The 26014-nt window shown below is 72.0% G+C and carries 20 protein-coding genes and 1 pseudogene; 9 read left to right on the top strand and 12 right to left on the bottom strand.

Going from position 1 to position 26014, the window contains the following annotated elements:
• Positions 1–125 precede the first annotated feature (125 nt).
• The 5 genes from hpf to mtrA all read right to left on the bottom strand — a co-directional run bounded on the left by hpf (position 126) and on the right by mtrA (position 6276).
• Positions 126–782, bottom strand: coding sequence for a ribosome hibernation-promoting factor, HPF/YfiA family (gene hpf, locus ABEB28_RS25080; RefSeq protein WP_345730647.1), 657 nt, complete (start codon positions 780–782; stop codon positions 126–128).
• Positions 783–1131: 349 nt separating this feature from the next.
• Positions 1132–1878 (bottom strand): ComF family protein, encoded by a 747-nt coding sequence (locus tag ABEB28_RS25075; protein ID WP_345730646.1) that lies wholly within the window; start codon positions 1876–1878, stop codon positions 1132–1134.
• 63 nt (positions 1879–1941) lie between these two features.
• Positions 1942–3732 (bottom strand): LpqB family beta-propeller domain-containing protein, encoded by a 1791-nt coding sequence (locus ABEB28_RS25070; RefSeq protein WP_345730645.1) that lies wholly within the window; start codon positions 3730–3732, stop codon positions 1942–1944.
• Positions 3725–5524: an MtrAB system histidine kinase MtrB gene (mtrB, locus tag ABEB28_RS25065; RefSeq protein WP_345730644.1), complete on the bottom strand. Its 1800-nt coding sequence runs from the start codon at positions 5522–5524 to the stop codon at positions 3725–3727. Before mtrB ends, ABEB28_RS25070 begins: the two co-directional genes overlap by 8 nt.
• A gap of 62 nt (positions 5525–5586) precedes the next feature.
• On the bottom strand, positions 5587–6276 hold the full coding sequence (gene mtrA, locus ABEB28_RS25060; protein ID WP_345730643.1) for an MtrAB system response regulator MtrA: 690 nt from the start codon (positions 6274–6276) through the stop codon (positions 5587–5589).
• A 142-nt stretch (positions 6277–6418) separates the two neighbouring features.
• Here mtrA and ABEB28_RS25055 point away from each other — a divergent pair, with 142 nt between their 5' ends.
• Genes ABEB28_RS25055 through ABEB28_RS25035 form a run of 5 tightly spaced genes read left to right on the top strand, consistent with a single transcriptional unit; the run spans position 6419 to position 11590 of the window.
• Positions 6419–7366, top strand: a complete 948-nt coding sequence (locus ABEB28_RS25055) for a hypothetical protein (protein WP_345730642.1) — start codon at positions 6419–6421, stop codon at positions 7364–7366.
• On the top strand, positions 7363–8082 hold the full coding sequence (locus ABEB28_RS25050) for a DUF4129 domain-containing protein (RefSeq protein WP_345730641.1): 720 nt from the start codon (positions 7363–7365) through the stop codon (positions 8080–8082). The genes ABEB28_RS25055 and ABEB28_RS25050 overlap by 4 nt, the downstream gene beginning before the upstream one ends.
• The gene (locus ABEB28_RS25045; RefSeq protein ID WP_345730640.1) at positions 8079–9275 is read left to right on the top strand and encodes a DUF4350 domain-containing protein; all 1197 of its coding nucleotides are present in this window, start codon (positions 8079–8081) and stop codon (positions 9273–9275) included. Before ABEB28_RS25050 ends, ABEB28_RS25045 begins: the two co-directional genes overlap by 4 nt.
• Positions 9272–10270: an AAA family ATPase gene (locus tag ABEB28_RS25040; RefSeq protein WP_345730639.1), complete on the top strand. Its 999-nt coding sequence runs from the start codon at positions 9272–9274 to the stop codon at positions 10268–10270. Before ABEB28_RS25045 ends, ABEB28_RS25040 begins: the two co-directional genes overlap by 4 nt.
• Before the next feature lie 9 nt (positions 10271–10279).
• Positions 10280–11590, top strand: a complete 1311-nt coding sequence (locus ABEB28_RS25035) for a DUF58 domain-containing protein (protein WP_345730638.1) — start codon at positions 10280–10282, stop codon at positions 11588–11590.
• 96 nt (positions 11591–11686) lie between these two features.
• Here ABEB28_RS25035 and ABEB28_RS25030 read toward each other — a convergent pair whose 3' ends face one another.
• The 5 genes from ABEB28_RS25030 to ABEB28_RS25010 all read right to left on the bottom strand — a co-directional run bounded on the left by ABEB28_RS25030 (position 11687) and on the right by ABEB28_RS25010 (position 16712).
• Positions 11687–12709, bottom strand: coding sequence for an adenosine deaminase (locus ABEB28_RS25030; RefSeq protein ID WP_345730637.1), 1023 nt, complete (start codon positions 12707–12709; stop codon positions 11687–11689).
• A 680-nt stretch (positions 12710–13389) separates the two neighbouring features.
• Positions 13390–14385, bottom strand: coding sequence for a stage II sporulation protein M (locus tag ABEB28_RS25025; protein ID WP_345730636.1), 996 nt, complete (start codon positions 14383–14385; stop codon positions 13390–13392).
• 102 nt (positions 14386–14487) lie between these two features.
• On the bottom strand, positions 14488–14982 hold the full coding sequence (locus tag ABEB28_RS25020) for a Rieske (2Fe-2S) protein (RefSeq protein ID WP_345730635.1): 495 nt from the start codon (positions 14980–14982) through the stop codon (positions 14488–14490).
• A gap of 167 nt (positions 14983–15149) precedes the next feature.
• On the bottom strand, positions 15150–15722 hold the full coding sequence (locus ABEB28_RS25015) for a DUF6529 family protein (RefSeq protein ID WP_376981444.1): 573 nt from the start codon (positions 15720–15722) through the stop codon (positions 15150–15152).
• Between the two features lie 312 nt (positions 15723–16034).
• Entirely contained in the window at positions 16035–16712 is a 678-nt protein-coding gene (locus ABEB28_RS25010) for a hypothetical protein (RefSeq protein WP_345730634.1), read from the bottom strand.
• Positions 16713–16861: 149 nt separating this feature from the next.
• Here ABEB28_RS25010 and ABEB28_RS25005 point away from each other — a divergent pair.
• Together ABEB28_RS25005 and ABEB28_RS25000 are read left to right on the top strand one after the other, a co-directional pair.
• Positions 16862–18862 (top strand): annotated as a pseudogene (locus ABEB28_RS25005) (adenylate/guanylate cyclase domain-containing protein); the annotation flags it as partial.
• An 86-nt stretch (positions 18863–18948) separates the two neighbouring features.
• Positions 18949–19626 carry a Crp/Fnr family transcriptional regulator gene (locus ABEB28_RS25000; protein WP_376981446.1) on the top strand — a complete coding sequence of 226 codons (678 nt, stop codon included), beginning with the start codon at positions 18949–18951 and terminating at the stop codon, positions 19624–19626.
• A 25-nt stretch (positions 19627–19651) separates the two neighbouring features.
• Here the strand turns inward: ABEB28_RS25000 and ABEB28_RS24995 are convergent, their stop codons facing one another.
• Both ABEB28_RS24995 and ABEB28_RS24990 read right to left on the bottom strand, forming a co-directional pair.
• Positions 19652–21037 carry a cystathionine beta-synthase gene (locus ABEB28_RS24995; protein ID WP_345730633.1) on the bottom strand — a complete coding sequence of 462 codons (1386 nt, stop codon included), beginning with the start codon at positions 21035–21037 and terminating at the stop codon, positions 19652–19654.
• Between the two features lie 66 nt (positions 21038–21103).
• Positions 21104–23677, bottom strand: coding sequence for an ATP-binding protein (locus ABEB28_RS24990; RefSeq protein ID WP_345730632.1), 2574 nt, complete (start codon positions 23675–23677; stop codon positions 21104–21106).
• A 253-nt stretch (positions 23678–23930) separates the two neighbouring features.
• Here ABEB28_RS24990 and ABEB28_RS24985 point away from each other — a divergent pair, with 253 nt between their 5' ends.
• Together ABEB28_RS24985 and ABEB28_RS24980 are read left to right on the top strand one after the other, a co-directional pair.
• Positions 23931–24968, top strand: coding sequence for an SGNH/GDSL hydrolase family protein (locus ABEB28_RS24985; RefSeq protein ID WP_345730631.1), 1038 nt, complete (start codon positions 23931–23933; stop codon positions 24966–24968).
• A 238-nt stretch (positions 24969–25206) separates the two neighbouring features.
• On the top strand, positions 25207–25977 hold the full coding sequence (locus ABEB28_RS24980; protein WP_345730630.1) for an SGNH/GDSL hydrolase family protein: 771 nt from the start codon (positions 25207–25209) through the stop codon (positions 25975–25977).
• Positions 25978–26014 lie beyond the last annotated feature (37 nt).

Genomic DNA, 26014 nt, shown 5'->3' with positions numbered 1-26014 from the left:
GACGGACGGGCGGAGGCGGACGGGCGGAGACGGGCGGGCGCGTCAGACCGGCGGGCGGAAACGGGGCGGGCGCGCGAGACGGGGCGGGAAGGATCCCGCCCCGTCTCTGTGCGTCGGACGCGTGGTCAGATGCCCAGGGAGATGACTCCGTAGTCATAGCCCTTGCGGCGGTACACCACGCTCGGCCGACCAGTGTCCTTGTCGTTGAAAAGGTAGAAGTCGTGCCCGACGAGTTCCATCTCGAAGAGCGCGTCGTCGACGGTCATCGGCTCGCCCGGGTGCTCCTTGGTCCGGACGATCCGACACGGACCGTCCTCCCATTCCTCGAGCACAGCGACCGATCCTCGCTCCTCCTCCGCTCCGAAGCCCGCACCGTCCTGCGATGTCGAGCCGTTGGGGGGCGCCCACATCGGCGCCGGGAGTTCCGAGGTCGCTTCCGCCATCGCCGAGGCGACCGATACAGGGGTACGACGACCGTGATGCACGCGTCGGCGGTCAGCCGCGCGTCGAAGACGATTCTCCAATTTCGTGATCGCGAGGTCCAATGCGGAGTAGAAATCCGCCGCAGCGGCTTCGCTGCGAATCACCGGACCCCGGGTCTTGACGGTGATCTCGACCCGCTGGCAGGTCTGCGCCTGCCTGCGGTTCGGTTCGTGGAACAGTTCGACGTCGATACGGATCAATTTCTGGTCGTAGCGCTCGACGCGAGTGAGTTTCTCACTGACGTGCTGCCGGTAGTGATCGGGCACCTCGACGTTACGACCCTTGACGACGATGTCCACACGTACCTCCACGCTTCCGCGACTGGTCAGCCTGCCCGACACCGGGCGGCTTCTCTCAACGAGGTACCGGCACCCTGGCCCGTCACACGGGGCGGAAGGGAACCGGTTTGCGGCAACCTCCCCTCGATGTCATCCATCTGCTCAGGGCGAGAACTGCTATGGAACCTGACGCTAACTCTTCGAGGTAGGGGACGTCACCCCTCCACTCCGACCAATTCATCCGGTTTGGGAAAACCGTATGCTTGTCATGCCTGGTGACCAGGTTTTTCGGTTCCAACAGAATGGAATCAGACACCGCGCGTGGCGACACGCCGTACGTGCACACTGCACCCGCTCCGCAACCCTCGCGCTACCAGCGGTCACGAACAGCGCTCACTCCGACGCCGGGGCGGGGCGTCGCGGCGACCACCGCCGCCGCCCGCACCGGTAGGCCGCCGGCGCGGGCCGCGCGGTACGCCTCGGCGAGCGTCGCTCCGGTCGTGACGATGTCGTCGACCAGCACGATCGCGCCGCCGGGCGGTAACCGTGACCGCGCTCCGGTGCGTGCGCGAGCGGCCGCGAACGCGCCGGCGACGTTCACCCGACGCTGCGCGGCGCTCAGCCCGACCGAGTCCGCCGGGGTTCGACACATCGTGAGCGCGCTCTCCACCCGTGCGTCAAACCCTCTTTCACGCAGCGTAACGGCAGCAAACCGCGCCAAGGCGACCACGTGGTCGCCGCGCCGAGCCCGGATCGCCGCGTCCGACGAGGGCACCGGCACCAGCACGATCGACCCGGTCCCGCCCAACCGCACCCCGGGAGGTGACGCGACGAGCGCAACCGCGACCGCCTCCGCGAGCCGGGCGCCGAGCGGACGCGCCAGCGCGCGCTGCCCACGCTCCTTGTACGCGATCAGCGCCGACCGCAGCGCGCCCCCGTACGCCCCGGCCGCGACGCAGCGCGTCGGCACGCCCCCGCCCGGTCGGTCGTCCGCCGGGACCAACGACGGCTCGGTGTGCAAGGCATGGCGTGCACAGACCGAGCAGAGCGGCCCGTCCGGCCCGCGGCAGGCCACGCACCGCACCGGGAGCACCAGGTCGAGCAGGTACCGCCACATGCCCTCACACGGTGACGGAACCCCACCGCCCTCGAAACCCCCTGTGGACGACCGCTACCGGGCTCACCCCGGGTAGAACGGCGCTGTACCGGCCGACAACAGTGCCGGCGTCGACGTGCTGTCCGCCCGTGCGTCGTACAGGCGCCCGTTCAGCTCCAACGGAATCGCGTCCAAGGTCTCGGTGGCGTCCGCGGTGAGCCGCACCTGCGACGTCGCCTTGAGCCGCGTCGACTGCGGGTGTGCCGGCGAGCCGTCGATCGGCGCGATGACGAGGTAGACCTCGTCGCCGTTGTTCCCTGGGCGGGTCACCGCCACCACGACCTGCGCCGGGCCGTACCAGGACACGTCCTTCACCGTTCCCTCGACGGCCAGCCGCCGGGCTTCCAGGACCAGCGCACCGCCCGTCGTACCACTGAGCGTCCCGACGTAGACCTGCGCTGCCGGACCGGATCCGTTGACGAGCACCGCGCGTACGCCGTCCAGCGAGAGCCGAATGGCCGTGACGTTCGTCAGGCGGCGCCCGCCCGGACCGATGACCTGGATCTCCGACGGCGTCCGGGCATTGCCGACCCCGACCTCGAAGAGCCGGCCGCCGACCGGAACCACCACCGTGGACCGGTTGCCACCCCAGGACGGGCGTCCGATGTCCCGGGCCCGCAGCGTGGGTTGCAGCGTGCCGGAGGCGTCGGCGATCCAGAGTCGCTGCGTGCCGTTCGCATCGGTCCGGACCACGGCGAGCCGGGAGAGGTCCACCGAGATCGCCGCCGACCGCACGTTCTTCGCCCGCACCTGCTCGCTGAGCCGGAGCGGCCGGGGATTGAACCCACCGGCCGGGTCGAGCACCTTCACCGCCCCGTTCTGCACGTGGAACGTGGGCAGGGCGCGCTGGACGACGGCCGGGTTGTAGCGCTTCCAGGTGTTCTGGTCCTGGCTGGCGGAGAAGTCGTTGACGTCCACCGGGCGACCACCGACGATCAGCCGCACGGCGCCGGAGAACAGGTCGTTCAACGACCAGCCCACCGCGGCGACGAACGCGTTCAGCTGGTCCTTGGTCACCGACTCGGCCTGGGCTTCGAGTTCGATGACCAGGTCATCGTTCTCGATGGCCACGCGGCTCGTCCGCTTGATCTTCGGGAGCGGGTTCTGTGCAACCGATTCCAGCGCCAGAGAGGGCCCGGCGAGCAACAGGTCGACGATCTGAGTGGCACGGTCACCGCTGTACTCGTTGAGGTAGCGACGTTCCGGGATCACCAGCCGGGGCGTGGCGCCGGTGACCACGCTCGGCTTCGCCGCGAAGTACACCGTGGCCGGGGAGAACGATGCGGCGAACTGCCTGTCCTGGACGATCAACGGCGGTGGCTCGGCGAACTGCCAGAGACCTCGGGCCCGCGACATCCGGACCTGGACCTCCCACTTGGGGTCCTCCGCCTCGAGGAACACGCCGTCGCTGTTCACCGTGCCGATGAGTTCGGCGCTGAATCGGGCGATGGTGGTGACGTCCGCCACGCTCGGCGTCTCCGCGATCGCCCTGATGTCGCCCCGGACGACGGCCACCGAGGGGTTCTGGCGGAACGTGTTGCGCAGCGCCGGCGTGGGGAGGAAGTTGTCGCCCAGCGGACCGGGATTGCGGGTCACGGTCAGCGCGTTGATGTAGGCGCTCACGGAGGAGCTGGGGTCCGCGGCGGGGCGGGGCAGCCCACTGTTGACGCCGTTGCTCCCCGGTTCGCCGCTCTGAGTCACTTCGGGAGCCGCCACCGGAACGGCTGGGCCGTTGTCCGGGACGCGGGCACAGCTGATGACGGCCGTCGCCAGGACCGTGGCTGCGACCAACGGGACGAGCCCGGCTCTACGCACGACGGCTCACCTCCGCGTCGGTCGATTCGGCGGCCGTCGGTTCCGCGGCTGTCTCGGCGGCCGGCTCCGCGGCTGCCACCTCCTCGGGAGTCTCCTCGGAGTGCGGTGGCGCGTCGGTCGATCCCGACGACACCGACGACGCCGACGACGGACGAGCTGCTTCGATCGCGCGGGGGTAGCGGCTGCCCGCATCGGCCGGCGCCAGCGGCAACGGCGCCGCGGTGAGGCGGACGCCCCGCCGCAACGGCAGCGCGAGCCGGAACTGCGCGCCGAGGCCCGGCCAGCCCCACACCTGCAGCCATCCATCGTGCAGCCGGGCGTCCTCTCGGCTGATCGAGAGACCCAGCCCGGTACCTCCGGTCTGCCGTGCCCGGGACGGATCGGCACGCCAGAAGCGGTCGAACACCGCCTGCGCCTCGCCCGGCCGCAGCCCGACGCCGTAGTCGCGCACGGTGATCGCGAGCACGTCCGCGTCGTTGGCCAGCGTGATCCGGACCGGCCGGCCCTCGCCGTGCTCGATCGCGTTGCCGATCAGGTTGCGCAGGATCCGCTCGACCCGGCGTGGGTCGACCTCGGCCACGACCGGCTCGTCGGGCATCCGGACCTCCAACGCCGAGCCGGTGCGCTCGGCCAACTGCGTCAGGCCATCGACGGTCCGCGTCACCAGCGTCCGCACGTCGGTGTCCTCCGGTTCGAGTACCGCTGCGCCGCTGTCGTAGCGACTGATCTCCAGCAGGTCGTTCAGCAGGGACTCGAATCGGTCGACCTCGTTGGAGAGCAGCTCGGTGGAGCGCGCCAGCTCGGGCGGGAACGTGTCGGCGGCCGCATGGATGACGTCGGCCGCCATCCGCACCGTGGTCAGCGGAGTGCGTAGCTCGTGCGACACGTCGGCGGTGAACCGCTGCTGCAGACGCGACAGATTCTCCAGCTGGACGATCTGCCGCTGGAGGTTCGCCGCCATCTGGTTGAACGAGTGCGCCAGCCGGGCCAGTTCGTCCTCCCCGCGCACCACCATCCGCTCTTCGAGCAGGCCCGCCGAGAGCCGCTCGGCCGTCCGTGCGGCGACGCGCACCGGCGTCACCACCTGCCTGGCGACGATCGCCGCGATCGCCGCGAGCAGGAGCAACAGCAGCGCACCGATCGCGGTCAGCGAGTTCTGGACCAGGCCGACCGTCGCCACCTGGTCGTCCAGCGGGAAGAAGTAGTAGAGGTCGAACCGTCCCGCGTCGGTGTCGACCGGCGCCGCGACCACGAGGAACGGACGCTCCGGCTGCTCGTCGATCGAGGTCCGGGTGAACTGGTACCCGCGCTGCTTGCCGGACGCGATCAGCCGGGTGAGTTCGGCCGGCGGCCGGACGGCCTCCAGGTCGTAGCTGGGAACGTACTTCTGGGGAAGGCGGGCGTTGTCGGTCTGCTGCACCGCGATCGCGAAATCGGCGCTGCGCGCAGCGCGCACCGAGAGGTTGCCAGCGGCCAGGCGCAGGGCGCGGTCGAGCTCCGGGTCGTCCGGACCGTTGAGCTCGGACAGCTGACCGCCCAGGTAGTCCGCCCCGCTCGCCAGCTGCGCCAGGCCCTGCTCCTTCTCGGCCGCGACCAGGCCGTCGGTCACCCGGTGCACGACGAACAGCCCCAACGCCACGGTCATGATGCTGCTCGCCAGGAGCGTGCTGGTCACGACCCGCAGCTGGAGCGAACGCCGCCAGCGGGCGAGCACCCGGGAGGCCAGCCACCGCGCGGCACGCAGGGTCCGGCCGTACCCGCGGCGGAACCGCCCGGGCTGGGCGGCGGCCATGGATTCCCCCGCAGCCACGGCGGTGCCGGGGACCACGGGAGCATCCGGTCGGGCCCGTCGTCTCACCCGGTGCCCGCCTTGTACCCGACTCCGCGCACGGTGAGCACCACCTCGGGGTGCTCCGGGTCCCGCTCGACCTTCGCCCGCAGCCGCTGCACGTGGACGTTGACCAGCCGCGTGTCGGCGGCGTGGCGGTAGCCCCAGACCTGCTCCAGCAGAACTTCTCTGGTGAAGACCTGGCGCGGCTTACGGGCCAGCGCGACCAGCAGGTCGAACTCCAGCGGGGTCAGCGCGATCGGGATGCCGTCCCTGGTCACCGAGTGGCCGGGGACGTCGATCTGGACCTGCGCCTGGGACGGGCCGATCGTCAAGGTCTCCGGCGGGGCCTCCTCCCCGCGCCGCAGCCTGGCCCGCACGCGGGCCACCAACTCCTTGGGTTTGAACGGCTTGACGACGTAATCGTCCGCACCGGATTCCAATCCGAGGACGACGTCGACGGTGTCGCTCTTGGCCGTCAGCATCACGATCGGCACACCTGACTCCGCGCGCACCGCCCGGCAGACGTCCAGCCCGCTCATGCCGGGGAGCATGAGGTCGAGCAGCACCAGATCGGGGCGGGTTTCCCGGAACACCGTGAGGGCCGCCTCACCGTCCGCAACGAACGACGGAGCGAAACCCTCCCCACGTAGCACGATTCCGAGCATCTCGGCCAGGGCAGGATCGTCGTCGACCACCAGCACACGCGCTCTCATGCCCACATGGTGGCACTCTCGCCGCCGAGTTGCCTGGGCGCTGCCACACAGACTCGCCGAATCACCCTCGCTCGGGCATGACAGGATGTCGCAAATAGCTCTGGGCACCCACGAGTTTTCTCCGGGAGGGGGCGGTACGCGGGTGAGCACGGCCACCGCACCGGCTCCACCGGTCGGGCTGCCCCCGCTGACCGCCGGGCCAGGATCCGGACCGGTTCCGCTCCGGCCGATGTCGATCGGCGAGGTCCTCGACGGCGGCATGGATCTGCTGCGCAGGCACCCGGGTCCGACGCTCGGGGTCTCGGCAGTGTTGGTCGGCCTGATGCTGCTGATCGTCGTGCCGCTCTGGTGGCTCATGACCAGCCTGATCAGCCGCGAGTCCGACTCACCGGGCACCGACATCCTGCTGTTCCTGCTGACGGTGACCGTCTTCTCCGTGCTCATCTCGCTGGCCTCGACGGTGTTCGCGGTACTGGCCAGCGCGGTGTGTGCGGTGGTGCTGATCCAAGAGACGGCGGGCGCCCCGACGTCGCTGGCGGTGTGCTGGGCGCGCCTGCGTCCGACGCTGGGCCGGCTGCTCCTGCTGGCGCTGGCACTGACCGGCATCAACGCGGTGATCGCGGCGATTCCGATCATCGGCTACTTCGTACCGCTGTTCGGCGGGCTGATGCGGTTGTCGGTACACGTCCTGATCTTCGAGGGCGGCTCGATCGGTAACGCCCTGCGGCGGGCCACCCAGGTCGGGACCGGAACGTTCCTCGCGCTGGTCCGGCAGCTCTGGATCCGGTTGTTGGCGGCCGCGGTGAGTGCTCTGGTCTGGGTGATGATGGCCGCCCCGCTGATGTTCATCGCCGTCGTGTTGGGCGGTGCCGTGGCCACAGAGGAAGCCCTTGCGGCCGGCGACCACGGGGCGTTGCTGCTGATCACGGTGCTGGTCGCAGTGGCGTGGTACCTGCCGCTGATCGTCGTCTGGGCGTTCCGGGCCGGTATCGACACGGTGCTCTATCTCGACGGCCGGATGCGGAGCGAGGCCCTTGACGTCGAGTGGGGGCTGGCTTCCCGCCTGGCACGGAAAGCACGCGTTCGATGATCACGTCATTGCCGACCGAGCCCTACCCGCGGCAGCCGTCGGCCGAGGAGGCCGAGGAGGAGCTCTCCAAGCAGATCTACCAGGACGAGAAGCCGACCCTGCTGGAGCGGATGTTCGAGTCGCTGATGGAACAGCTCCAGCGCGGGCTCGACAACGCGCAGGGCGTCAGCCCGGGCGGCGGTACGGGACTGCTGATCTTCGTCCTGCTGATCATCGCGGTCGTCGCGGTCCTGATCTGGCGGTTCGGACTGCCCGGCCGCACGGCGACGGTCCGGCGCAAGACCGACCCGGTGACGCCGACGCGCAGTGCGACCGAGCACGACGCCCGGGCCGACGCGTTCGCGGCCGAGGGACGCTGGGCCGAGGCCGTCCGGGAGCGACTCCGGGGCGTGGTGGCCGGGTTGGTGGCGCGCGACCTCGTCGACAACCGCCCGGGGCGCACCGCGCACGAGGTCGCCGGGCAGGCCGGTCAGGTGCTGCCGACGGTCGCCGCGGACCTGGTCGCGGCCGCGGAGCTGTTCGCCGAGATCTGGTACGGCGAGCGGACCGCCACCGCAGAGCACGACCAGCGCATGCGGACGATCGCCACCCGAGTGGCCGAGGCCCGGCCGAGCGACGAGGTACTGGTGGGAGCGGACACCTGGGTCGCGCCCGGCGCCTCGGCTCCGTCCGGCTCCGCCAACGGCGCGAGCAGCCAGGGCGGTGAGCGTCCGTGACCCTCGCCCCTCCTACCGCCGTCACGCCCCGCGCGCGGTGGCGCGCCCGGATCCTCCTGACGCTGGCCCTGCTCGCCCTCGTCTCACTCGCGTTCTGGGTGCTGTCCAGCACCGCGCCCTCCGGTGAGCGCGGGGCGCTCGACCCGGACGGCGCCCACCCCCAGGGCACCCGCGCGCTCACCGTCCTGCTCGGCAACCACGGCCACCCGGTACGGAAGGTGACGACCGTGGAGGACGTCGTCGGCCGAGCCGCCGCCGGGAACGTCACGATCGTCGTCCCGTTCCCCTACAACCTCGCCGACGAGAGCCTGCAGCGGTTGGCCGGCCTGCCGGACTCGGTCCGGGTGGTGTTCGTCCAGCCGGACGCGTTCACGCTGGACGACCTCGGCGTCGACGTGCGGGTCACCGGCGCGGCCTTCCCGGAGCCGATCGATCCGAACTGCTCGCTGCCGGAGGCCCGCTCGGCCGGTGACGCCGAGATGGGCGGCTACCGCTTCGCCGGTTCCGGCCTCCTCCTCTGTTACAACCGGACCCTGGCCGTGCTCGACCGCCCCGGCAAGGCCGAGCTGGTCTTCCTGGGCACCCCCGAGCCGCTCGTCAACGACCAGCTCGCCGAGCGCGGCAACGCGGCCCTGTCGCTCGGCCTGCTCAGCGCCCACCGGGACGTCCTCTGGCTGCAGCGGATCACGCCGGAGCCGATCGCCGAGGACGAACCCCGCTCGCTGACCGATCTGCTGCCCCGCTGGGTCCCGGCCACGGCCGGCATGCTGGCGGCGGCCGGGCTGCTGGCGGCGTTCTGGCGTGGCCGACGGCTGAGTGCTCCGGTGGCCGAGCCGCTGCCGGTCGTCGTCCGCTCCACCGAGACGGTGGAGGGTCGGGCCCGCCTCTACCAGCGCGCACGCGCCCATCCGGAAGCGGCCGAGGCGCTCCGCAGCGCGGCGCTGGCCCGCCTGCTGCCGGTGCTCGGCCTCGGCTCGCGCCCCGAGCCACGCGAGGTGTGCGACGCGGTCGCCGAGCGATCCGGCTGGCCCGCCGCGTCGGTCGGCCAGCACCTGTACGGTTCACCGCCGGTCGACGACCGCGGTCTGGTGATCCTCGCCGATGCCCTCGACGCCCTCGTGTCGGCGGTGATCGCGCCGACCTCCACTCCGGCTCCACAGCAAGCCCGCCCTGACGAAGGACGTCCGTCGTGACCGATACGCCCACCCAAACTCCTGCCCCGCTCAGCGACACCGCGCCGGACACCGAGGCCGCCCGGGCCGCGCTCGGTCGGCTGCGCACCGAGGTGGGCAAGGTCGTCATCGGGCAGGACGCGGTGCTCACCAGCCTGGTGATCGCGCTGCTCTGCCAGGGTCACGTGCTTCTCGAAGGCGTGCCCGGCACGGCCAAAACGCTGTTGATCCGGACGCTGGCCGCCGCGCTGTCGCTGGACGCCAAGCGAGTCCAGTTCACACCGGACCTGATGCCCGGCGACGTCACCGGCTCGCTGGTCTACGACGCCCGGACCGCCGAGTTCGAGTTCCGCGAAGGCCCGGTCTTCACGAACTTGTTGCTCGCCGACGAGATCAACCGGACGCCCCCGAAGACGCAGGCCTCGCTGCTGGAGTCGATGGAGGAGCGGCAGGTCACCGTCGAGGGTCTGCCGCGCCCGCTGCCGGACCCGTTCGTGGTGGCCGCCACCCAGAACCCGCTGGAGTTCGAGGGCACCTACCCGCTCCCGGAGGCGCAGCTCGACCGGTTCCTGCTCAAGGTCGACGTGCCGCTGCCGTCCCGGGAGGCCGAGCTGCGGGTGCTGGCCGCGCACCACCAGGGCTTCGACCCGCGGGACCTGTCCGCGGTCGAGCCGGTCGCCACCGCAGCCGACCTCGCCACCGCACGAAAGGCGGCGCGAGGCGTCCAGGTCGCCGACCCGGTGATGGCGTACGTCGTCGACGTCTGTCGGGCCACCCGCACGTCGCCCTCGCTGGCCGCCGGAGCGTCGCCCCGTGGGTCGACGGCACTGCTGGCGACGGCGAAGGCCTGGGCCTGGCTGTCCGGCCGCGACTACATCACCCCGGACGACGTCAAGGCGCTGGCCCGGCCGACGCTGCGGCACCGCATCGTGCTGCGCCCCGAAGCCGAGTTGGACGGCGCGACGCCGGACGGCGTCCTCGACTCCGTCCTGGCCACCGTGCCGACCCCCCGCTGAGATGCGGAAATGATTACCGGCAGGGTCGTCCTGCTCTGCATCGCCGGTGCGTTGGTGAGCGCGGTGCTGCCCTGGCACGGGGCGATTGCGTGGGCTTGGCTGGGGCTGCTGGCGCTGGTGTGCGTGGTGGACTGGCTGCTCGCCGGGGCGGCGGGCAAGGTGACGTTCCGCCGCCGCGGCGCCACCCACACCCGGCTGGGCGAGTCGGCGGTGGTGACGCTGGTAGCCACGAACACCGGTCGCCGCACGGTCCGCGCCCGCATCCGGGACGCGTGGGTTCCCTCGGCAGGTGCGTCGCCGTACGTTCACGAGACCGTGCTGAAGCCGGGGGCGACCGAGCGGCTCGACACGACGCTCGTCCCGACCAGGCGTGGCGACCGGCCGGCGGTGGCGGTCACCGTGCGGTCGACCGGCCCACTCGGGCTCGCTTACCGGCAGACCCGTCGCCGGGCGATCCGGCGGCTCACACCCCCGTGGACGATCCGGACGCTGCCGCCGTTCGCGTCCCGGCGGTTCCTCCCGGAGAAGCTCTCCCGGCTGCGTCGGCTGGACGGGTCGCTGGCGGTGCGGGCTCGTGGCCAGGGCACCGAGTTCGACGCGCTGCGCGAGTACGTCGACGGCGACGACGTGCGCTCGATCGACTGGCGGGCCACCGCGCGGCGCAGCGAGGTCGTGGTGCGGACCTGGCGGCCCGAGCGTGACCGCCGCCTGGTGCTCGTCGTCGACACCGGCCGGACGTCCGCGGCCCGGGTCGGCGACATCCCCCGGCTGGACGCGGCGATGGACGCGTGTCTGCTGCTCGCAGCGGTCGCCGCCAAAGCCGGCGACCGGGTCGAGCTGTTCGCCGCCGACGTCGACCTGCGAACGTCGGTGCGCGGCGCCGGGCACGCGAGCGTCGTCGCGTCGATCGGCGAGGCGCTCGCGCCGGTGGAGCCGCGGCTGGTCGAGTCGGACTTCGACCTGGTGGTCTCCGAGGTGCTCGTCCGCGCCCGGAAACGGTGCTTGGTGGTGCTGTTCACCGCGGTCGAGCCGGCGCCGCTGGCCGAGGGTTTGCTGCCGGTGCTGGCGCAGCTCACCGACCGGCACACGGTGGTACTGGCCTCGGTCGGCGACCCCGCCGCGGCGACGATGGCTGCGCAGCGGGGCAACGCCGAGGCGGTCTACGAGGCCGCTGCGGCGGCGCGGACGGACGCCGAGCGGCGCCGGATCGTGACCGCGTTGCGAGCCCGGGGCGTCGAGGTGGTGGACGCGCCGGCGGACGTCTTCGCCTCCACGGTCACCGATACCTACCTGGCAATGAAGGCCGCCGGCCGCCTCTGACGTCCACCGCACGTGGGGCGTCGCGCGTGCGGGTTTTTCGGGAAGGCCACCTCTCGGAGCGGCTGGAGAGGTGGTCTTCCCGAAAGCCGTGTCCGGTCAGCCGTTCACGGCGGTGTAGGCGTCGATCTCGGCGATCAGCTCCTTCTTCCGAGCATCCGAGAGGAACGAGGCGCGGACGCCCGCCTTGGACAGCTCCGCGACGCCCGCCGCGTCGAGCTTCAGGAGTTCCGCCGCGACCAGGTACTCGTTCTCCAGCGTGGTGCCGAACATCGGCGGGTCGTCCGAGTTGATCGTGACGAACAGGCCGGCCTCGACCATGCCCGCCAGCGGGTGCTCGGCGAGGCTCGGAACCGCACGCGTGCGCAGGTTCGACGTCGGGCAGACCTCCAGCGGGATCTGGTGCTCCGCGAGGTGGGCCACCAACTCGGGATCGCCGAGCGCGCTGGTGCCGTGGCCGATCCGCTCGGCGCCCAGCTCCCGGATCGCGTCCCAGACCGTCTCCGGGCCGGTGGTCTCCCCGGCGTGCGGCACCGAGTGCAGGCCCGCTGCACGCGCCGCGTCGAAGTACGGCTTGAACTGCGGGCGGGGGACGCCGATCTCGGGACCGCCGAGCCCGAAGCTGACCAGCCCGTCCGGACGCTGGTCCAGCGCGATCCTGAGCGTGTCCTCGGCGGCCGGTATCCCGGCCTCGCCCGGGATGTCGAAGCACCACACCAGCTCGAGACCGAAGTCACGGCGCGCGGCGCTGCGGGCGTCCTCGAGGGCCTCGCAGTAGGCCTCGGGGGCCATGCCACGGATGGTGTGCGAGAACGGCGTCGCGGTCAGCTCGGCGTACCGGACCTGCTGCCGGGCCAGTTCGCGGGCCACCTCGTAGGTGAGGATGCGGACGTCCTCGGGGTCACGGACGAGGTCGGCGACCGCGATGTAGACCTCGATGAAGTGGGCGAAGTCGCGAAACTCGAAGAACTTCTCCAGCGCGTCGACGTCGGCGGGCACCGCAGTGTTGCCGGCGTGCCGCGCAGCCAACTCGGCCACCGCGTGAGGGGAGGCCGAACCCACGTGGTGGACGTGCAGCTCGACCTTGGGCAGACCAGCGACGAACGCTTCCAGGTTCACCATGGGCGGACCTTACCACCACCGTGTCAAGGTTGCCGCTCCCGTTAGACCGCCCAGCGGCAGTGGCGCATCGTGATACCGGTGAAACACATGGTTGCCGTACCGGGCAGGCCGGGCGTGGCGCCCAGCGCTGAGAACGTGGAACGCCGTCGGCGGGCTTGGTTGTCGCTATTTCCGGGGGCCGCCGAGATGGATGTCGCCGATTCCGGGTGCTTGTCCCGATAGCTGTCGCCGTCTCCGGGTGCCGTCCGAATGGATGTCATCGTCTCCGGGTGCCGTCCGGATGGATGTCATCGTTTCCGGGTGCGGCCCGGATGGGTGTCGGGGTTTCCGGGCGCTCGCCCGGATGAATGTCGCCGTTTCCGGGTGCCCGCTCGGATGGATGTGGCGCTTTGAGTGTCATGGCACGGAATGCGCGACAACCACCTCAAGCGCCACCCGGAAAGCGCGCCAACCATGGGCGGCCACACCCAACGGGCGCCGCAGGCTGGGCGACCGCAGGCTGGGCGACCGCAGGCTGGGCGACCGCAGGCTGGGCGACCGCAGGCTGGCGGCGAGCAGGTGACCAGGGGCGCCGCAGATCGGATTCGGACAGGCAGCGGTGACGGGGGACGCGAGGAGCGCGTCGGAGACCACCGATGCAGGAGCGGGCATGGGTTGCGGTGGTTCGCCGGGCGGCGTAATTACACGGTGGGAGCCAGATCGCCGCGCTCAGCCATCGCGAGGTCCCCGGTCTCGCCGGCGCGCGCAGCGCGGCGACCGAGCACGACCACGTACGTCAGGAAGCCTGCGAACGCTGCGACGCCGATCGCGATCCGGGCGGCGGTGGGCAGTCCGGACGGCGTGACGAACGCTTCGATGACGCCGGAGATCGCCAGCACGACGACGAGCCCGAGCGCGATGAGCACGGCCGCGCGGCAGGTCTCGGCGAGCGCCTGAGCCCGGGTGCGGCCGCGGCCGGGGGCGATCCACGCCCAGCCGATCCGGAGGCCGGCGCCGGCCGCGACGAAGACCGCGGTCAGCTCCAGCAAGCCGTGCGGCGTGATCAGCCCGAAGAAGATGTCCGCCTTGCCGTACGCCACCATCACGCCGCCGATCGCGCCGACGCTGAGCGCGTTCTGCACGAGCACGTAGAGGACCGGCAGGATCAGCACGCCCGAGAACAAGCAGATCGCGGCGAGCTGAGCGTTGTTGGTCCACACCTGGGCGGCGAAGTCCTGCGCCGGGTACTCCGAGTAGTAGTTGGCGAAATCCTTCTCGACCAACTGCTTGATCGCCGGCTCCGGCCCCAGCTGCGCGGCGAGTTCCGGATGGGTCCCGAACCACGCGATCAGTCCGAACGTCACCGCCGAGAAGGCGGTGGCGACGCCGCACCACCACGGCCACGCCCGGTACACGGCGACCGGGAAGCCCACCGTGAAGAACCGGGCGAAGGTCAGCCAGGACGGCGCGCTGCTGCCGGTCACGGCCGCGCGGGCCCGAGCGACCAGGCGGGAGAGCCGCCCGACCAGCGCCGGATCGGGAGCGCGGCTCTGCACCGCGGAGAGGTGCGTGGCGGCCCGCTGGTAGAGCGCGATCAGCTCGTCGCTCTCGGTACCGGTGAGGCGTCGCCGACGGAGCAGCTGCTCGAGCCGCTCCCACTCCCCCTGGTGCTCGGCCACGTAGGCGTCGAGGTCCACCTAGTGAACGTACTGCCTTCCGCCGAAGGGGGTTCGCGCTGTACCGGAGGTCGCCGCCAACGCCAGCCCACGCGAGCGACGGACCCGGTACGAACGTCGGCCTCAGGCCAGCGTGATCGCGTCGCCGTTGACGGTGACCTGCTTCTCCGGCAGCGGCTTCTTGGCCGGGCCTGCGGTCGGTGAGCCGTCGCTGATCGAGAACTTGCTCGCGTGGCAGGGGCAGTCGATCGTCGTCTCGACCTTGTTCACCTTGCAGCCCTGGTGGGTGCAGACGTTCGAGAACGCCTTGATCGTGCCGGCCTCGGGCTGGGTGATCACCACGCCGGCCTCCTCGAAGATCTTGCCGCCGCCTACCGGGATGTCGGCGACCTGGGCGAGCGCGTCGGCGGCGGGAGCTTCACCGGTGGTGGCACCGGCGCTGGGGGCGGCCGCGCTGGACGCCGGGGGCGCGGCGGCTTCGTTGGAGTTGTCGCCGTAGGTCGAGCAGGCGGAGGCAAGTACGGTCACCCCCACCGCGCCGGCACTGGCCAGCACCGTTCGCCGGTTCAGCAGCCCGCGGGTGAAGCGCTCCTGCCGAGTCTGGGTCTCGTGATCCATGCGTTCTCCTCGGGCCTTGGTATCTGTGTAGTAGATCTATGTAGTAGTTGAGTGCTCAATCAATAGCACAGTCCCATGCCACGCGGCGCCCCTCGGCCAGATCACTTCACATCTTCACAGCCGGGACGCCACGTCCACGGAGTTCACGTCTGCGCGCGGGAGAAAGTTCAGAACTGGAAACCGGACGTGCTGAAGAACCAGAGCGCGGACGTCGCCCAGACTCCGACCAGCGTGGCGAAGACCAGGCCCCCGAACAGCGGGAGGACCCAACCGGCCAGGCCCTGCTTCGTCAGCACGAGCATCTTCGTCGTGAACACCCCGAAGAAGAGGCAGCCCAGCAGGGAGTGGGCGAGCACTCGTGTGCTGTAGTCGGCGAACCCGAGAGCGTAGAGGCAGTGGACGACGACCGGGATCGTCAGCACGAACGCGATCCGACCAGACCACCGGTGGGCGGGGCTGACCCAGGAGCCGCGGATCGGCAGCCGCCCCCACATCGCGAGCGCGGTGACGAGCTGGAAGACCGCGAACACGATGGCGAGGGTGGCGAGCCAGACCTTGACGGTCAGCGGTCCGGAGAAACCGGCGACGCTCACCGCGATGCCGGTGGGGGTGTGCACCTTGCCGTAGACACCGAGGACCACCGCGACCCCGGCGCCGATCGCGAGCGGCACGATCAGCTTCGTCACGGTGCCGGCGGAGGCCGGAGACGGCGGCGCGGACGCCTGGGCGGTGGCGGCCAGCGGTGCGGCGTACCGGTCGGTCGGGGCGTAGGGGTCGTCCGGATACGGGTTCGCGCCGTAGGGGTCGGCGGCGGGAGGGGGCGGCGCCGCGAACGGCGCGGTCGGAGCGTCCCCCGGCGGGTAACCACCCGGCGCCGGGTACGGGGCGTTCCCGGGCGGGTAACCGCCGGGCTGCCCGTACGGCGCCGTGGGAGCGTCCGCGGGCGGGTAGTTGCCCGACGGAGGCGGCGGGTAGGTGGGAAAGCGTCGTGTGGGCTTGTCGTCGGGCTCGTCGTCCCAGCCGGTCATGACTTCTCCTTCAGCAGTGGGTGGTCAGGACGCCGGCTCGGCTTCTTTGACGGCCACGGTGCCGCCGTCGACCGTCGCGGTCTTCGAGTCCAGATCGATCGGGGGCGCCGGCTCCGGCACGCCGTCCACCGCGGCCACCCCGACCTGGGTGCCGTCGGGCAGCACGATCCAGCCGGCCACGACGCGGGCGCCCTGGATGGTCGCGGTACCCCGGTAGACCCCGGACGGCGAGGTCACCAGCGGCGCGTCGAACTTGAACTGCTGCCCGCCTGCGGTCACCGTGCCGGCCGCCTTGTTCCGTCCGTAGGTGCCGGTGAGGGTGCCGCCCGGCGCGCCCTTCAGGTCCAGGTCTCCCCCGGTGGCCGGTCCGCGCATCCACGCCTCGGTGCGGTCCCCGTCGCAGAAGTACGCGACCGCTTGGCCGTCCTTCACCGAGATCGCGACCGTCGCCTTACCGTTCTCCACCCGTCCGGCGAACACCGCCTTGCGGCCCGTCGCCGCCGGCGTGCTCGGCGAGGGGTTGGCAGAAGGGGGGATGGTGCTCGGTGCCGGACTGGACTGGGATGGAGCCGCGGCGGGTGGCGCCTGGGCGGCGTTCGAGGAGTCGGCGCTCTTGGTGGTCGCCTGCGAGCTGCCAACCATCAGCACGGCGGCGACCACGGTTCCGGACAGCAGGGTGAGGAGTGGTCCTCGGTGGCTCATGACGTCTCCAGGTGGGGGCGGAACGGTCTGGGCCACGCGTCTGGTGCCCCGGTCTTCTCCACTGTGCAACCATCCGCCACCTGGCGTCCGTGCAGAAGTACGCACAGTCCTCTTTCGGGGGTTGTCGCCTTCCCGACAGCGGAGGACCGATGACAGTTCCGCGTCTACCCCCGACGGTGCAGCCCGTGCGGGCGACCGTCTGGGCCCTGCACCTCCTGGTTCCGCTCGCCGCGCTCTGGCTGCTGCTGGCGCAGCCGCGCGCGGACGTCCTCTGGCACCACCCGCCGAGCCACTTCTGGCTGGTCCTGGTCGTCGCGGCGATCAGCCTGCTGCCAGGCGTCGCGATGACCGTGGCCGCGCTGAACCGGCGGGACGCCCGGCTGTTCCTGGTCTCTCTCTGCTTCCTGTCGTCGGCCGGATTCCTGCTGCTGCACGCGCTGGCCACGCCGCTCGTCCTGATCGACCACGCGAACATCGGGTTCGACCTGTCCCAGCCGACCGGGCTGGCGATCTCCGCGGTGTTCGCGGCGGTCTCCGCGCTGCCGCTGAACTCGGACCGGGTGCTGGCGCTGCGGGTTCCGCTCTGGGGCGGGCTGACCGCGCTGATGGTCGGGTGGGGCGTCGTGACGCTGCTCGACCTGCCGCCGTTGAACGCGCCGCCGCGGGTCCGGGACGTCGAGGGTCCACTCGCGATCGTCGCGTTGCTGGTCGTCGGCGCGTACCTCTTCGCTGCCTGGCGGTACTACCGGATGCACCGGCGTGCTCCGGCTGCGGTGCTGGTGAGCATCCTCACCGCATTCGTCCTGCTGGCCGAGGCGATGGTCGCGGTGACACTCGCCGACAAGTGGCACCTGTCCTGGTGGGAGTGGCACCTGCTGCTGGTCTTCGCGTTCGGTTTCGTGGCCTACAGCGCCTACGTCCAGTACCGCACCGAGGGGTCGAGCGCCGGGCTGTTCGACGCGGTGATGCTCGCGCCGGCCGTCCGCGCCGTGCGGGAGCAGTACGAGGCGGCGCTCGAAGAACTCGTGACCGCGCTGCGCGAGCGGGAGCGCAGCGGCCGGGCCACCGCCGAACCGCTGGCGGCGCAGCTGGCCGAGCGGTTCGGACTGACCGAGCGGCAGGCCGTCGTCCTCGACCGGGCAGGTGCTGCGCTCGCCGCCGAACGCGAACTCTCCACACTGCTCGGAGCGCTGGTGGCGGTCGGCGAGCGGGCGCGCGTCGGTCTCGGCGAGCGGGAACTGCTCCAGGACGTCCTGGCCCGGGTGCGCCCGGCCTACGGCCCGGTGTCGGTCGGCCTGGTCACGAACGGCGTTCTGGACGTGGAGGGGCGCGCCTATGATCCGGACGCGCTGGCCGCGCGCGGTCCGTACCGGGAGGACGATCGACTCGTCTTCCCGCTGACCGTGAAGGGCCGGGTGGCGGGCGTCGTCGAAGTGCCGGGCCGGGCCGACTCGGACACCTGGACCGCGCTCGCCGAAGCGCTCGCGAACCAGCTCTCGATCGCGGTGGAGAACGCCCGGCTCTACGCGGAGCTGAGCACGCTGTTCCGGCAGTACATGTCGCCGGACGTCGCGGCGTCGCTGCTCGCCGACCCCGGGCAGGCCGCGCTCGGCGGCTCGATCGTCGAGGTCACCGCGCTCTTCGCCGACCTGCGTGGCTTCACGACCTTCTCCGAGCAGGTCGATCCCGCGGAGATCGTGACGATGCTCAACCGCTATCACGGGGTTGCGGTGCCGTGCATCCTCGACAACGGCGGCACCGTCGTCCAGTTCGTCGGCGACGCGCTGCTGGCTCTGTTCAACGCACCCGCCCGGCAGGCCGACCACGCGGCGCGGGCGGTGCGCGCGGGGATCGGCTTGCAGGCGGCGGTGGACTCGATCGCCGCCGGACGTCCCGGCTGGCCACGCTTCCGGGTGGGGATCAATACCGGGGACGCCCTGGTCGGCAACATCGGCAGCGAGACACTACGGGGGTTCAACGCGATGGGTGACGCGGTGAACGTCGCTGCCCGGCTGCAGACGCTGGCCCAGCCCGGTCAGGTGGTGGTCGGGGACGCGACGATGCGGCAGCTCGGCCCGGACGTCACCGGGTACTCGCTCGGAGAGCTGACCGTCAAGGGTCGGTTGCAGCCAGTGCGGGCCTATGTGGTCTCCTCGGCGGCCCTGGAGCGGACACCGCACGCCGAGCCACCACCGCACTCCGAAGACGGGGCCCAGCGGTCGGAGGGGGCGCCGTGATCGTCGAACCGCCGGCCACGGAGTTCTGGGGCCTGCTCAAGGCCGAGGAAGCCGCCGACTACCTCACGCTGGCGCGCCCCCGCTCGTGGCAGCGCGGTGAGGTGCTCTTCGGCGAGGCGGACGAGTCGGACTCGGTGCTGGTACTGGTGAGCGGCCGGGTGAAGGCGTACTCGAGCACCGGCGGCGGCACCGAGGTGATGCTGGCCGTCCGCGGGCCGGGTTCGCTGATCGGCGAGCTGGCGGCGATCGACCAGCGGCCGCGATCGGCCACCGTCGAGGCGCTGGAGCCGGTGACCGCGCTGGTGCTGCCGCTCGGCGCGTTCCAGGAGTACCTGCGGGCGCACGGGCGGGTCGCGCTGCTGCTCGCCCAGACGCTCGCCGAGCGGCTCCGGGACGCCGACCGCAAGCGGATCGAGTTCGGCGCGCACGACACGCTCGGCCGGGTCGCCGCCCGGCTGGTGGAGCTCGCGGACCGGTTCGGTCAGCCCACCGAGGAGGGGATGCGGATCGGGTTACCGCTCTCCCAGGACGAGCTGGCCGGGTGGATCGGCTCCTCCCGGGAGGCGGTCGCGAAGGCGCTCGGGACGCTCCGCGCCGACGGCACACTCCGCACCAGCCGCCGCACGGTCGTGATCCACGACCTGCCCGCCCTCCGGGCCCGCGCACTCGACTTCTGACCGAGCGCGCGGCGCCCGCCGTGCGTTATTGAGCGAGGTAGAAGAGCAGGTCTTGGCGGGTGAGGATGCCGATCGGCTTGCCGTCGTCGAGGACCACGGCGGCGTCGGAGGCCTCGACCGCCTTCATCGCGGCGTCCACCGACTCGCCGGAGCCGACGGCAGGCAGCGGCGAGGCCATGTGCTGCTCGACCGAGTCGCTCATCAACGCGCGCCGCTCGAACAACGCGTCGAGCAGCGCCGCCTCGCTGATCGACCCGGCGATCTCGGCCGCCATCACCGGAGGCTCCGCGCGGACGACCGGCATCTGCGAGACGTGGTACTCGCGGAGGATGTCGATCGCCGTGCGCACGGTCTCGTTCGGATGGGTGTGGACGAGCTGCGGAATGCCGTCGTTCTTGGCGCGCAGCACCTCCCCGACGGTGATGCCGCCGGGAATGCGGTCGGCCAGGTTGAGGAAGCCGTAGCCGGCCATCCACTCGTCGTTGAAGATCTTCGAGAGGTAACCGCGGCCCCCGTCCGGCAGCAGCACGACGACGACGGCGTCCGGTCCGGCCTCGCGAGCCACCTTCAACGCACCGGCGACCGCCATCCCGCACGAGCCGCCGACCAGCAGGCCCTCTTCCCGGGCCAGGCGCCGGGTGAGCAGGAACGACTCGGCGTCGGAGACCGCCACGACCTCATCGGTCACCGACGGGTCGTAGGCACTCGGCCAGAAGTCCTCCCCGACGCCCTCGACCAGGTACGGCCGTCCGGTGCCCCCGGAGTAGACCGAGCCCTCCGGGTCCACGCCGACGATCTTCACGGTGCGTCCGGCCTCGGCGGCTTTCTCCTTGAGGTACCGGCCGGTGCCGGTGATCGTCCCGCCGGTACCGATGCCGGTGACGAAGTGCGTGACCCGGCCGTCGGTGTCGGCCCAGATCTCCGGGCCGGTCGTCGCGTAGTGGCTCGCCGGACCCTCGGGGTTCGAGTACTGGTCGGGCTTCCACGCGCCGTCGATCTCCCGGACCAGCCGGTCGGAGACGCTGTAGTACGAGTCGGGGTGCTCCGGCGCGACCGCGGTCGGGCAGACCACGACCTCGGCACCGTACGCGCGGAGCACGTTCCGCTTGTCCTCGCTGACCTTGTCCGGGCAGACGAAGATGCACTTGTAGCCCTTGGTCTGCGCCACGATGGCCAGCCCGACGCCGGTGTTTCCGCTGGTGGGCTCCACGATCGTGCCGCCGGGCCGGAGTTCGCCGGACTTCTCGGCCGCCTCGATCATCCGCACCGCGATGCGGTCCTTCACCGAGCCACCCGGGTTGAGGTACTCGATCTTGGCCAGGACCGTGCCCGGCACCCCCTCCGCGAGGGAACGGAGTTTGACCAGCGGCGTGCCGCCGATCAGGTCGACCACAGACTCGAAGTACCGCACGGCGTCAGCTCTTTCTGGACGGGCCAGTCACTCTGCTGAATCGAGCCTAGTCGCGTCCTCCGAGAGCTACCCGCCCAGGTCGGAGCGGGTCGCTCCGCGGAGCTGCCGGACCCGCTCGAGCATCTCCCCCGCCTCCGCCAGGTCGGTGTCGGCGAGCAGCTCCTCGGCGCGGGCCACGGCGGCGTCGGCCTCCGCGTGCGCACCGTGGTACGCGAGCAGCAGCGCCAGCCGGAGCAGCGCCAAACCTTCCCGCACGTGGGCATCGACGGCCCGGAACCCGGCGATCGCCTCGCGGAATCGATCGACGGCCGCAGCCGGACGCCCGGCCGCCACGTCGACCTCGGCGAGCGCAACGAGCGTGATGCCGGCGCCGGTGTGGTTCCGGCTGCGCTCGGCTACCGCCCGGGCCGACTCCAGCCACCCGGCAGCCTCGGCCAACCGGCCGTCGGTCAGCTCCAGCCTGCCCAGCTCGCGGAGCGCGGTGACCTCCCACATCGCGTCGCCGAGCCGCCGGAACACCGGCACCTGCGGGGCCACCAACTCGCGGGCCACCTCGGTGCGGCCGGCTTTGCGATGTGCACGCGCCAGCGACGTGCGGGCGCGCGCCAGCCCGGCGTCGTCACCGGCGTCGCGGCGGGCGTCGACGGCACGCTGCAGGGTCCGGACCGCGGCGTCGACCTCGCCCCGGGCGAGTTGCAGGCTGCCGAGGCCACGCAGTGCGCTGGCGCGGAGGCCCGCCGCTTCGCCGGCCGACCACACCTCCGGGGTGGCCTCGAGGCACAGCTGGAGGGTTCGTGCGTAGTGCTCCTCGGCCTCGGCGAGCCGACCGGCGCCGTGCAGCGCGCTGGCCAGGCGACGATGCGCGGCAGCGGTGTTCGGCAGGTCTTCGGTGCGCTCCCACCACTCCAGCGAGTGCCGGGCGTGCGCCAGCCCGCGCCGGATGTCGCCGCTGTACTGGGTAGCCCTGGCCAGCGCGTACTCGGCCCTGGCGATGCAGTCGGGCTGCCCGACCGCGGTGGCGGCGGCCAGCCCGGCGGTCCAGAGCCGGCGGCCGTCGGCGTGGAACGGGTAGTGGGCGAAGTGCGGTTCGACCGCGGCGGCGAGCTCCCAGGCGGCGTCGAACAGCTCGCTCGCCGGGACGGTTTCGACGCCGTCGGCCGACGCATCGGGGGCCACGCTTCGCAGGTGCTCGCCGGCCGCAACGGCGGCGGTGACCGTGGCGACGATGTTCTCCCGCTCGGCGTCGACGAACGCGCGTCGCTCGTCGAGGCCCTCCGGATACCCCGGCTCGGGCTCCGGCGGCCCGGGCGGAGCGGGTGCGGCCCGCTGCGTGTAGTGCCGCGCCAGTCGCCGGAGCGCGGCCAGGCCCTCCGGGCCCAACGGACGCCCTTGAGCCGCCCCGAGCTGCTCGGCCGCGTAGAGCCGCAACAGGTCGTGCAGGCGGTAGCGGTCGGACGTCACCACCTCGACCAGCTGACGTTCGACCAGCCGGTCGAGCGTGGGCTCCGCTCCGGCGGGCAGCAGGTCGGCGAGCGCCGCGGCCGCCGCGGTGTCGAAATCGGTGCCGGGGTGCGCACCGAGGCGGCGGAACACACGCTGGTGGTGCTCGTCGAGCTCGGTGTAGGTCGCGCCGACGCTGGCCCGGACCGCGTCGTGGCCGGTGCTCAGCTCGTCCAGGCGGCGCCCCTCGTCGGCGAGCCGTTCGGCCAGCGTCGCCATCGTCCAGGACGGGCGGGCACGCAAGCGGCTCCCGGCGATACCGACCGCCAGGGGCAGGTTGCCGCAGGCCCTGAGCACGGCTGCGGTGGCCTGGGGGTCGGCGTTCACCCGGTTCGCACCGGCCACCCGGGCCAGCAATTCCCTGGCTTCCGTGGCCGAGAAAACTCCGAGCCGGACGAGCGTCGCAGCGGCCAGCTCGGCCAGGACCGGCCGGCTGGTCACCAGCACCAGCGAGCCGGGCGTCCCGGGCAGGAGCGGGCGGACCTGGGCCGCACTGCGCGCGTCGTCCAGCACGATCAGGAACTGACGACCGGCGATCCGGGTGCGGAACCGGGCGGCCAACGTCTCGGTGTCGCCGCGGAGCTCCCCGTCGTCGGCGCCGGGGGTGTCCGGGAGGCTGCGCAGTAATCGACCCAGGACGTCACCCGGTTCGGCCGGTTCCGAACTGGCTCCGCGGAGACGGACGAAGAGCGCCCCGTCCGGGTACCGGTCGCTGATCCGGTGCGCCACGTGCAGCGCGAGCGCCGACTTACCGACGCCGGCCGGGCCGGAGACCGCGATCACCGGCGCACCGTCCTCCACCGCGGCGAGGATCCGGTCGAGCTCGTCGGCGCGCCCGGTGAACAGCGCAGGCATCGCGGGCAGCTCGGCCGGGCGGTGGTGCGGCGGGGTAGCGGAGTCCGGTGGCGACGCGGGCTGGGTCACGGCGGTGCTGGGCTCGGCGACCGGTCGCTGCTGCCAGTACGCGAGCACGGCGGTGACCAGCGCGGCGACCGCGACGGCCGGCCAGGCGAACGGCTCCAACGGGGCCAGCCGACCGGGCAGCTCGCCGCCGGTGGCCACGTTGACCGCGACCGCGAGCAGAACCGACGTCGCGGCGGACGCCAGCGTCAGGGCCACCAGTACGAAGGCTCGGCGCACAGCGGCTCCCCGTCCAGGTGTGTGCGGGAAGTATCCGGGTGTGCCGGGAGCGGGTGCAAACGCCGAGAGTCCCGACTTTGCAACTGACCGGTCACCGACTTAGTCACCGTGACATAACCGACGCCGAGCTAACTTTGAAATCAGCGCCGTGGATGCTCCGGGGCGTCGCAGCGTTCGCGCCGCGACGATCCGTCGCACCGCGGCGCGAGCCAGCAGTGGCCTCGGTCACACGGCGTGAGCAGGAGGTGACACGGTGGACGGTCGAGTACTTCACACGAAGCACGTCGCGATCGGCGCAGCTTGTGGGGGTGGCCTCGGGCTACTCAGCGCCGCGTTCTACGGACTACTGCTCGGCCAGGCGAACCTGGCCCGCCGTGCGATCCAGCCGCTGGAGGTCGGGCCGCCGCCCGCGGACGGCCGCTACCTTCCCCCGTCGGGTATCGACGACGCCGCTCCGGTGCGCTTGGCCCTGCTCGGTGACTCGAGCATGGTCGGCTACGGCGTCGAGACCGTGGCCCAGACGCCCGGTGCGCTGTTCGGCACCAGCCTGGCCCGGCTCGCCGACCGGCCGGTAGACGTGGTCTCCGCGGCGGTGATCGGTGCCCGCAGCGTCGACCTCGCCGCCCAGGTCGACATCGTCCTCGGGCAGGCACACCGGCCGGACCTGGCGCTGATCTTCATCGGCGGCAACGACGTCACGCACAAGACCCGGCCGTCGGTCGCGGTGGTGCAGCTCAAGCGGGCGGTCCGCCGGCTGGTGGACGCCGGCACCGAGGTGGTGGTGGGTACCTGCCCGGACCTCGGGACGATCCGGCCGATCCCGCAGCCGCTGCGATACATCGTCCGACGTTGGAGCCGTGACCTCGCGGCGGCGCAGACCGTCGCGACGGTCGAGGCCGGTGGCCGTACGGTCTCGCTCGGCGACCTGCTCGGCGCGGAGTTCGCCGCCAATCCGGTGGAGATGTTCTCGCCGGACCGGTTCCACCCGTCGGCGGCCGGATACGGCCGCGCGGTCGACGCCATGCTGCCGTCCGCGGCAGCTGCGCTCGGCATCGGCCCGGCGGCGACCGAGGAGCCCTGCCCGGAGCGCGGCGAGGGTGTCCGTTCGCTGGTCGACGCCGCGGTCGCGGCGGCGGAGGCGGCCGGTACCGAGGTCGCGCCCGCCGAGGTCGGGGGTCGGGAACGCGGCCCGTGGGGACGGTGGGTCGAGCTGCGGCACCGCATCCGGCTGTTCGGCGGCGCGCCGACGGTCGGGAAGCCGCCGGAGATCGCCGGGCTCGGGACGAGCTGAGCACGTGCGTCGAAACGGGCGTGGGCGCCGTACACGCCCGTTTCGGCGGCATCCGGACGGTGTATGCCCCATCTGGTAGCCGACGGGTAGACACCGCCCTGTAGTTCCGACCCGGAGCCCGCTGAGAGCGGGGCTGACATCCGCGCCACTCGACGCCTCGTATTGGTCATACTCAAGTCGTGTGGCGCGGCTGTCAGCGTCGTTCTCAGCGGGCCGCCCACACGTGGAGGAGGCGATGATGAAGCTGAGCACGATCGCGGCCGGCGCGGCCACCGCAGCGGCGACCGCGGCCGGCGCCGCCGTCTCCGTGCTGGCCGTCGAAGGGCTGCTGGCACGTCGGCGGCGGTACCTCTCGGCCGACCTGGCCCCTCCCGGATCCGGGGTCTTCGGGGCAGGGCGGCCGCTGCGGCTGGTCCTGCTCGGTGACTCGACCGCAGCCGGGCTCGGTGTCACGGTGACCGGCGAGACGGTCGGCGGACGCCTGGCCGAACTGCTGGCCTCCACCGGACGACGGGTGCACCTGTCCTCGGCCGCGGTGGCCGGCTCCCGCGCCGCGGATCTGGACGCTCAGGTCGCGCGCGTCCTGGTGCACGGCGTCCCGGACGTCGCGGTCATCCTGATCGGTGGCGAGGACGCGATCGCGTTCACGCCGCTGGACGTCGTCGAGGCGGAGCTGACCGCGACCGTGCGCCGGCTGGTCACCGCCGGGTCGGCCGTGGTCGTCGGCACCTGCCCGGACCTGGGCGCGGCCCGGAACTTCGGGCAGCCGTTGCGGGAGATCATGGCCTGGTCCGGCCGTCGGGTCGCGGCCGCGTCGGCGCAGGCGGCGTCGGGCGCCGGAGCAGGCGTCGTCGATCTGGCCGGCCGGACGGGTGGTGTGTTCCGCGCGGACGCCGGGACCTTGTCGGCGGACGGGTACCACCCGTCGGCGGACGGCTACCAGCTCTGGGCGCTCGCGCTGTACCCGCTCGTCTACGAGGCCTCCCGCACGACATCGGCGCCACGCTGAACACCGCACCACCCAAAAACCTAACGGTGTTACGCAT

It is taken from the genome of Cryptosporangium minutisporangium (assembly GCF_039536245.1).
Taxonomy (GTDB): Bacteria; Actinomycetota; Actinomycetes; order Mycobacteriales; family Cryptosporangiaceae; genus Cryptosporangium; species Cryptosporangium minutisporangium.
The sequence above is the reverse complement of the archived record's forward strand: the minus strand, read 5'-3'. Positions and strand labels throughout refer to the sequence as shown.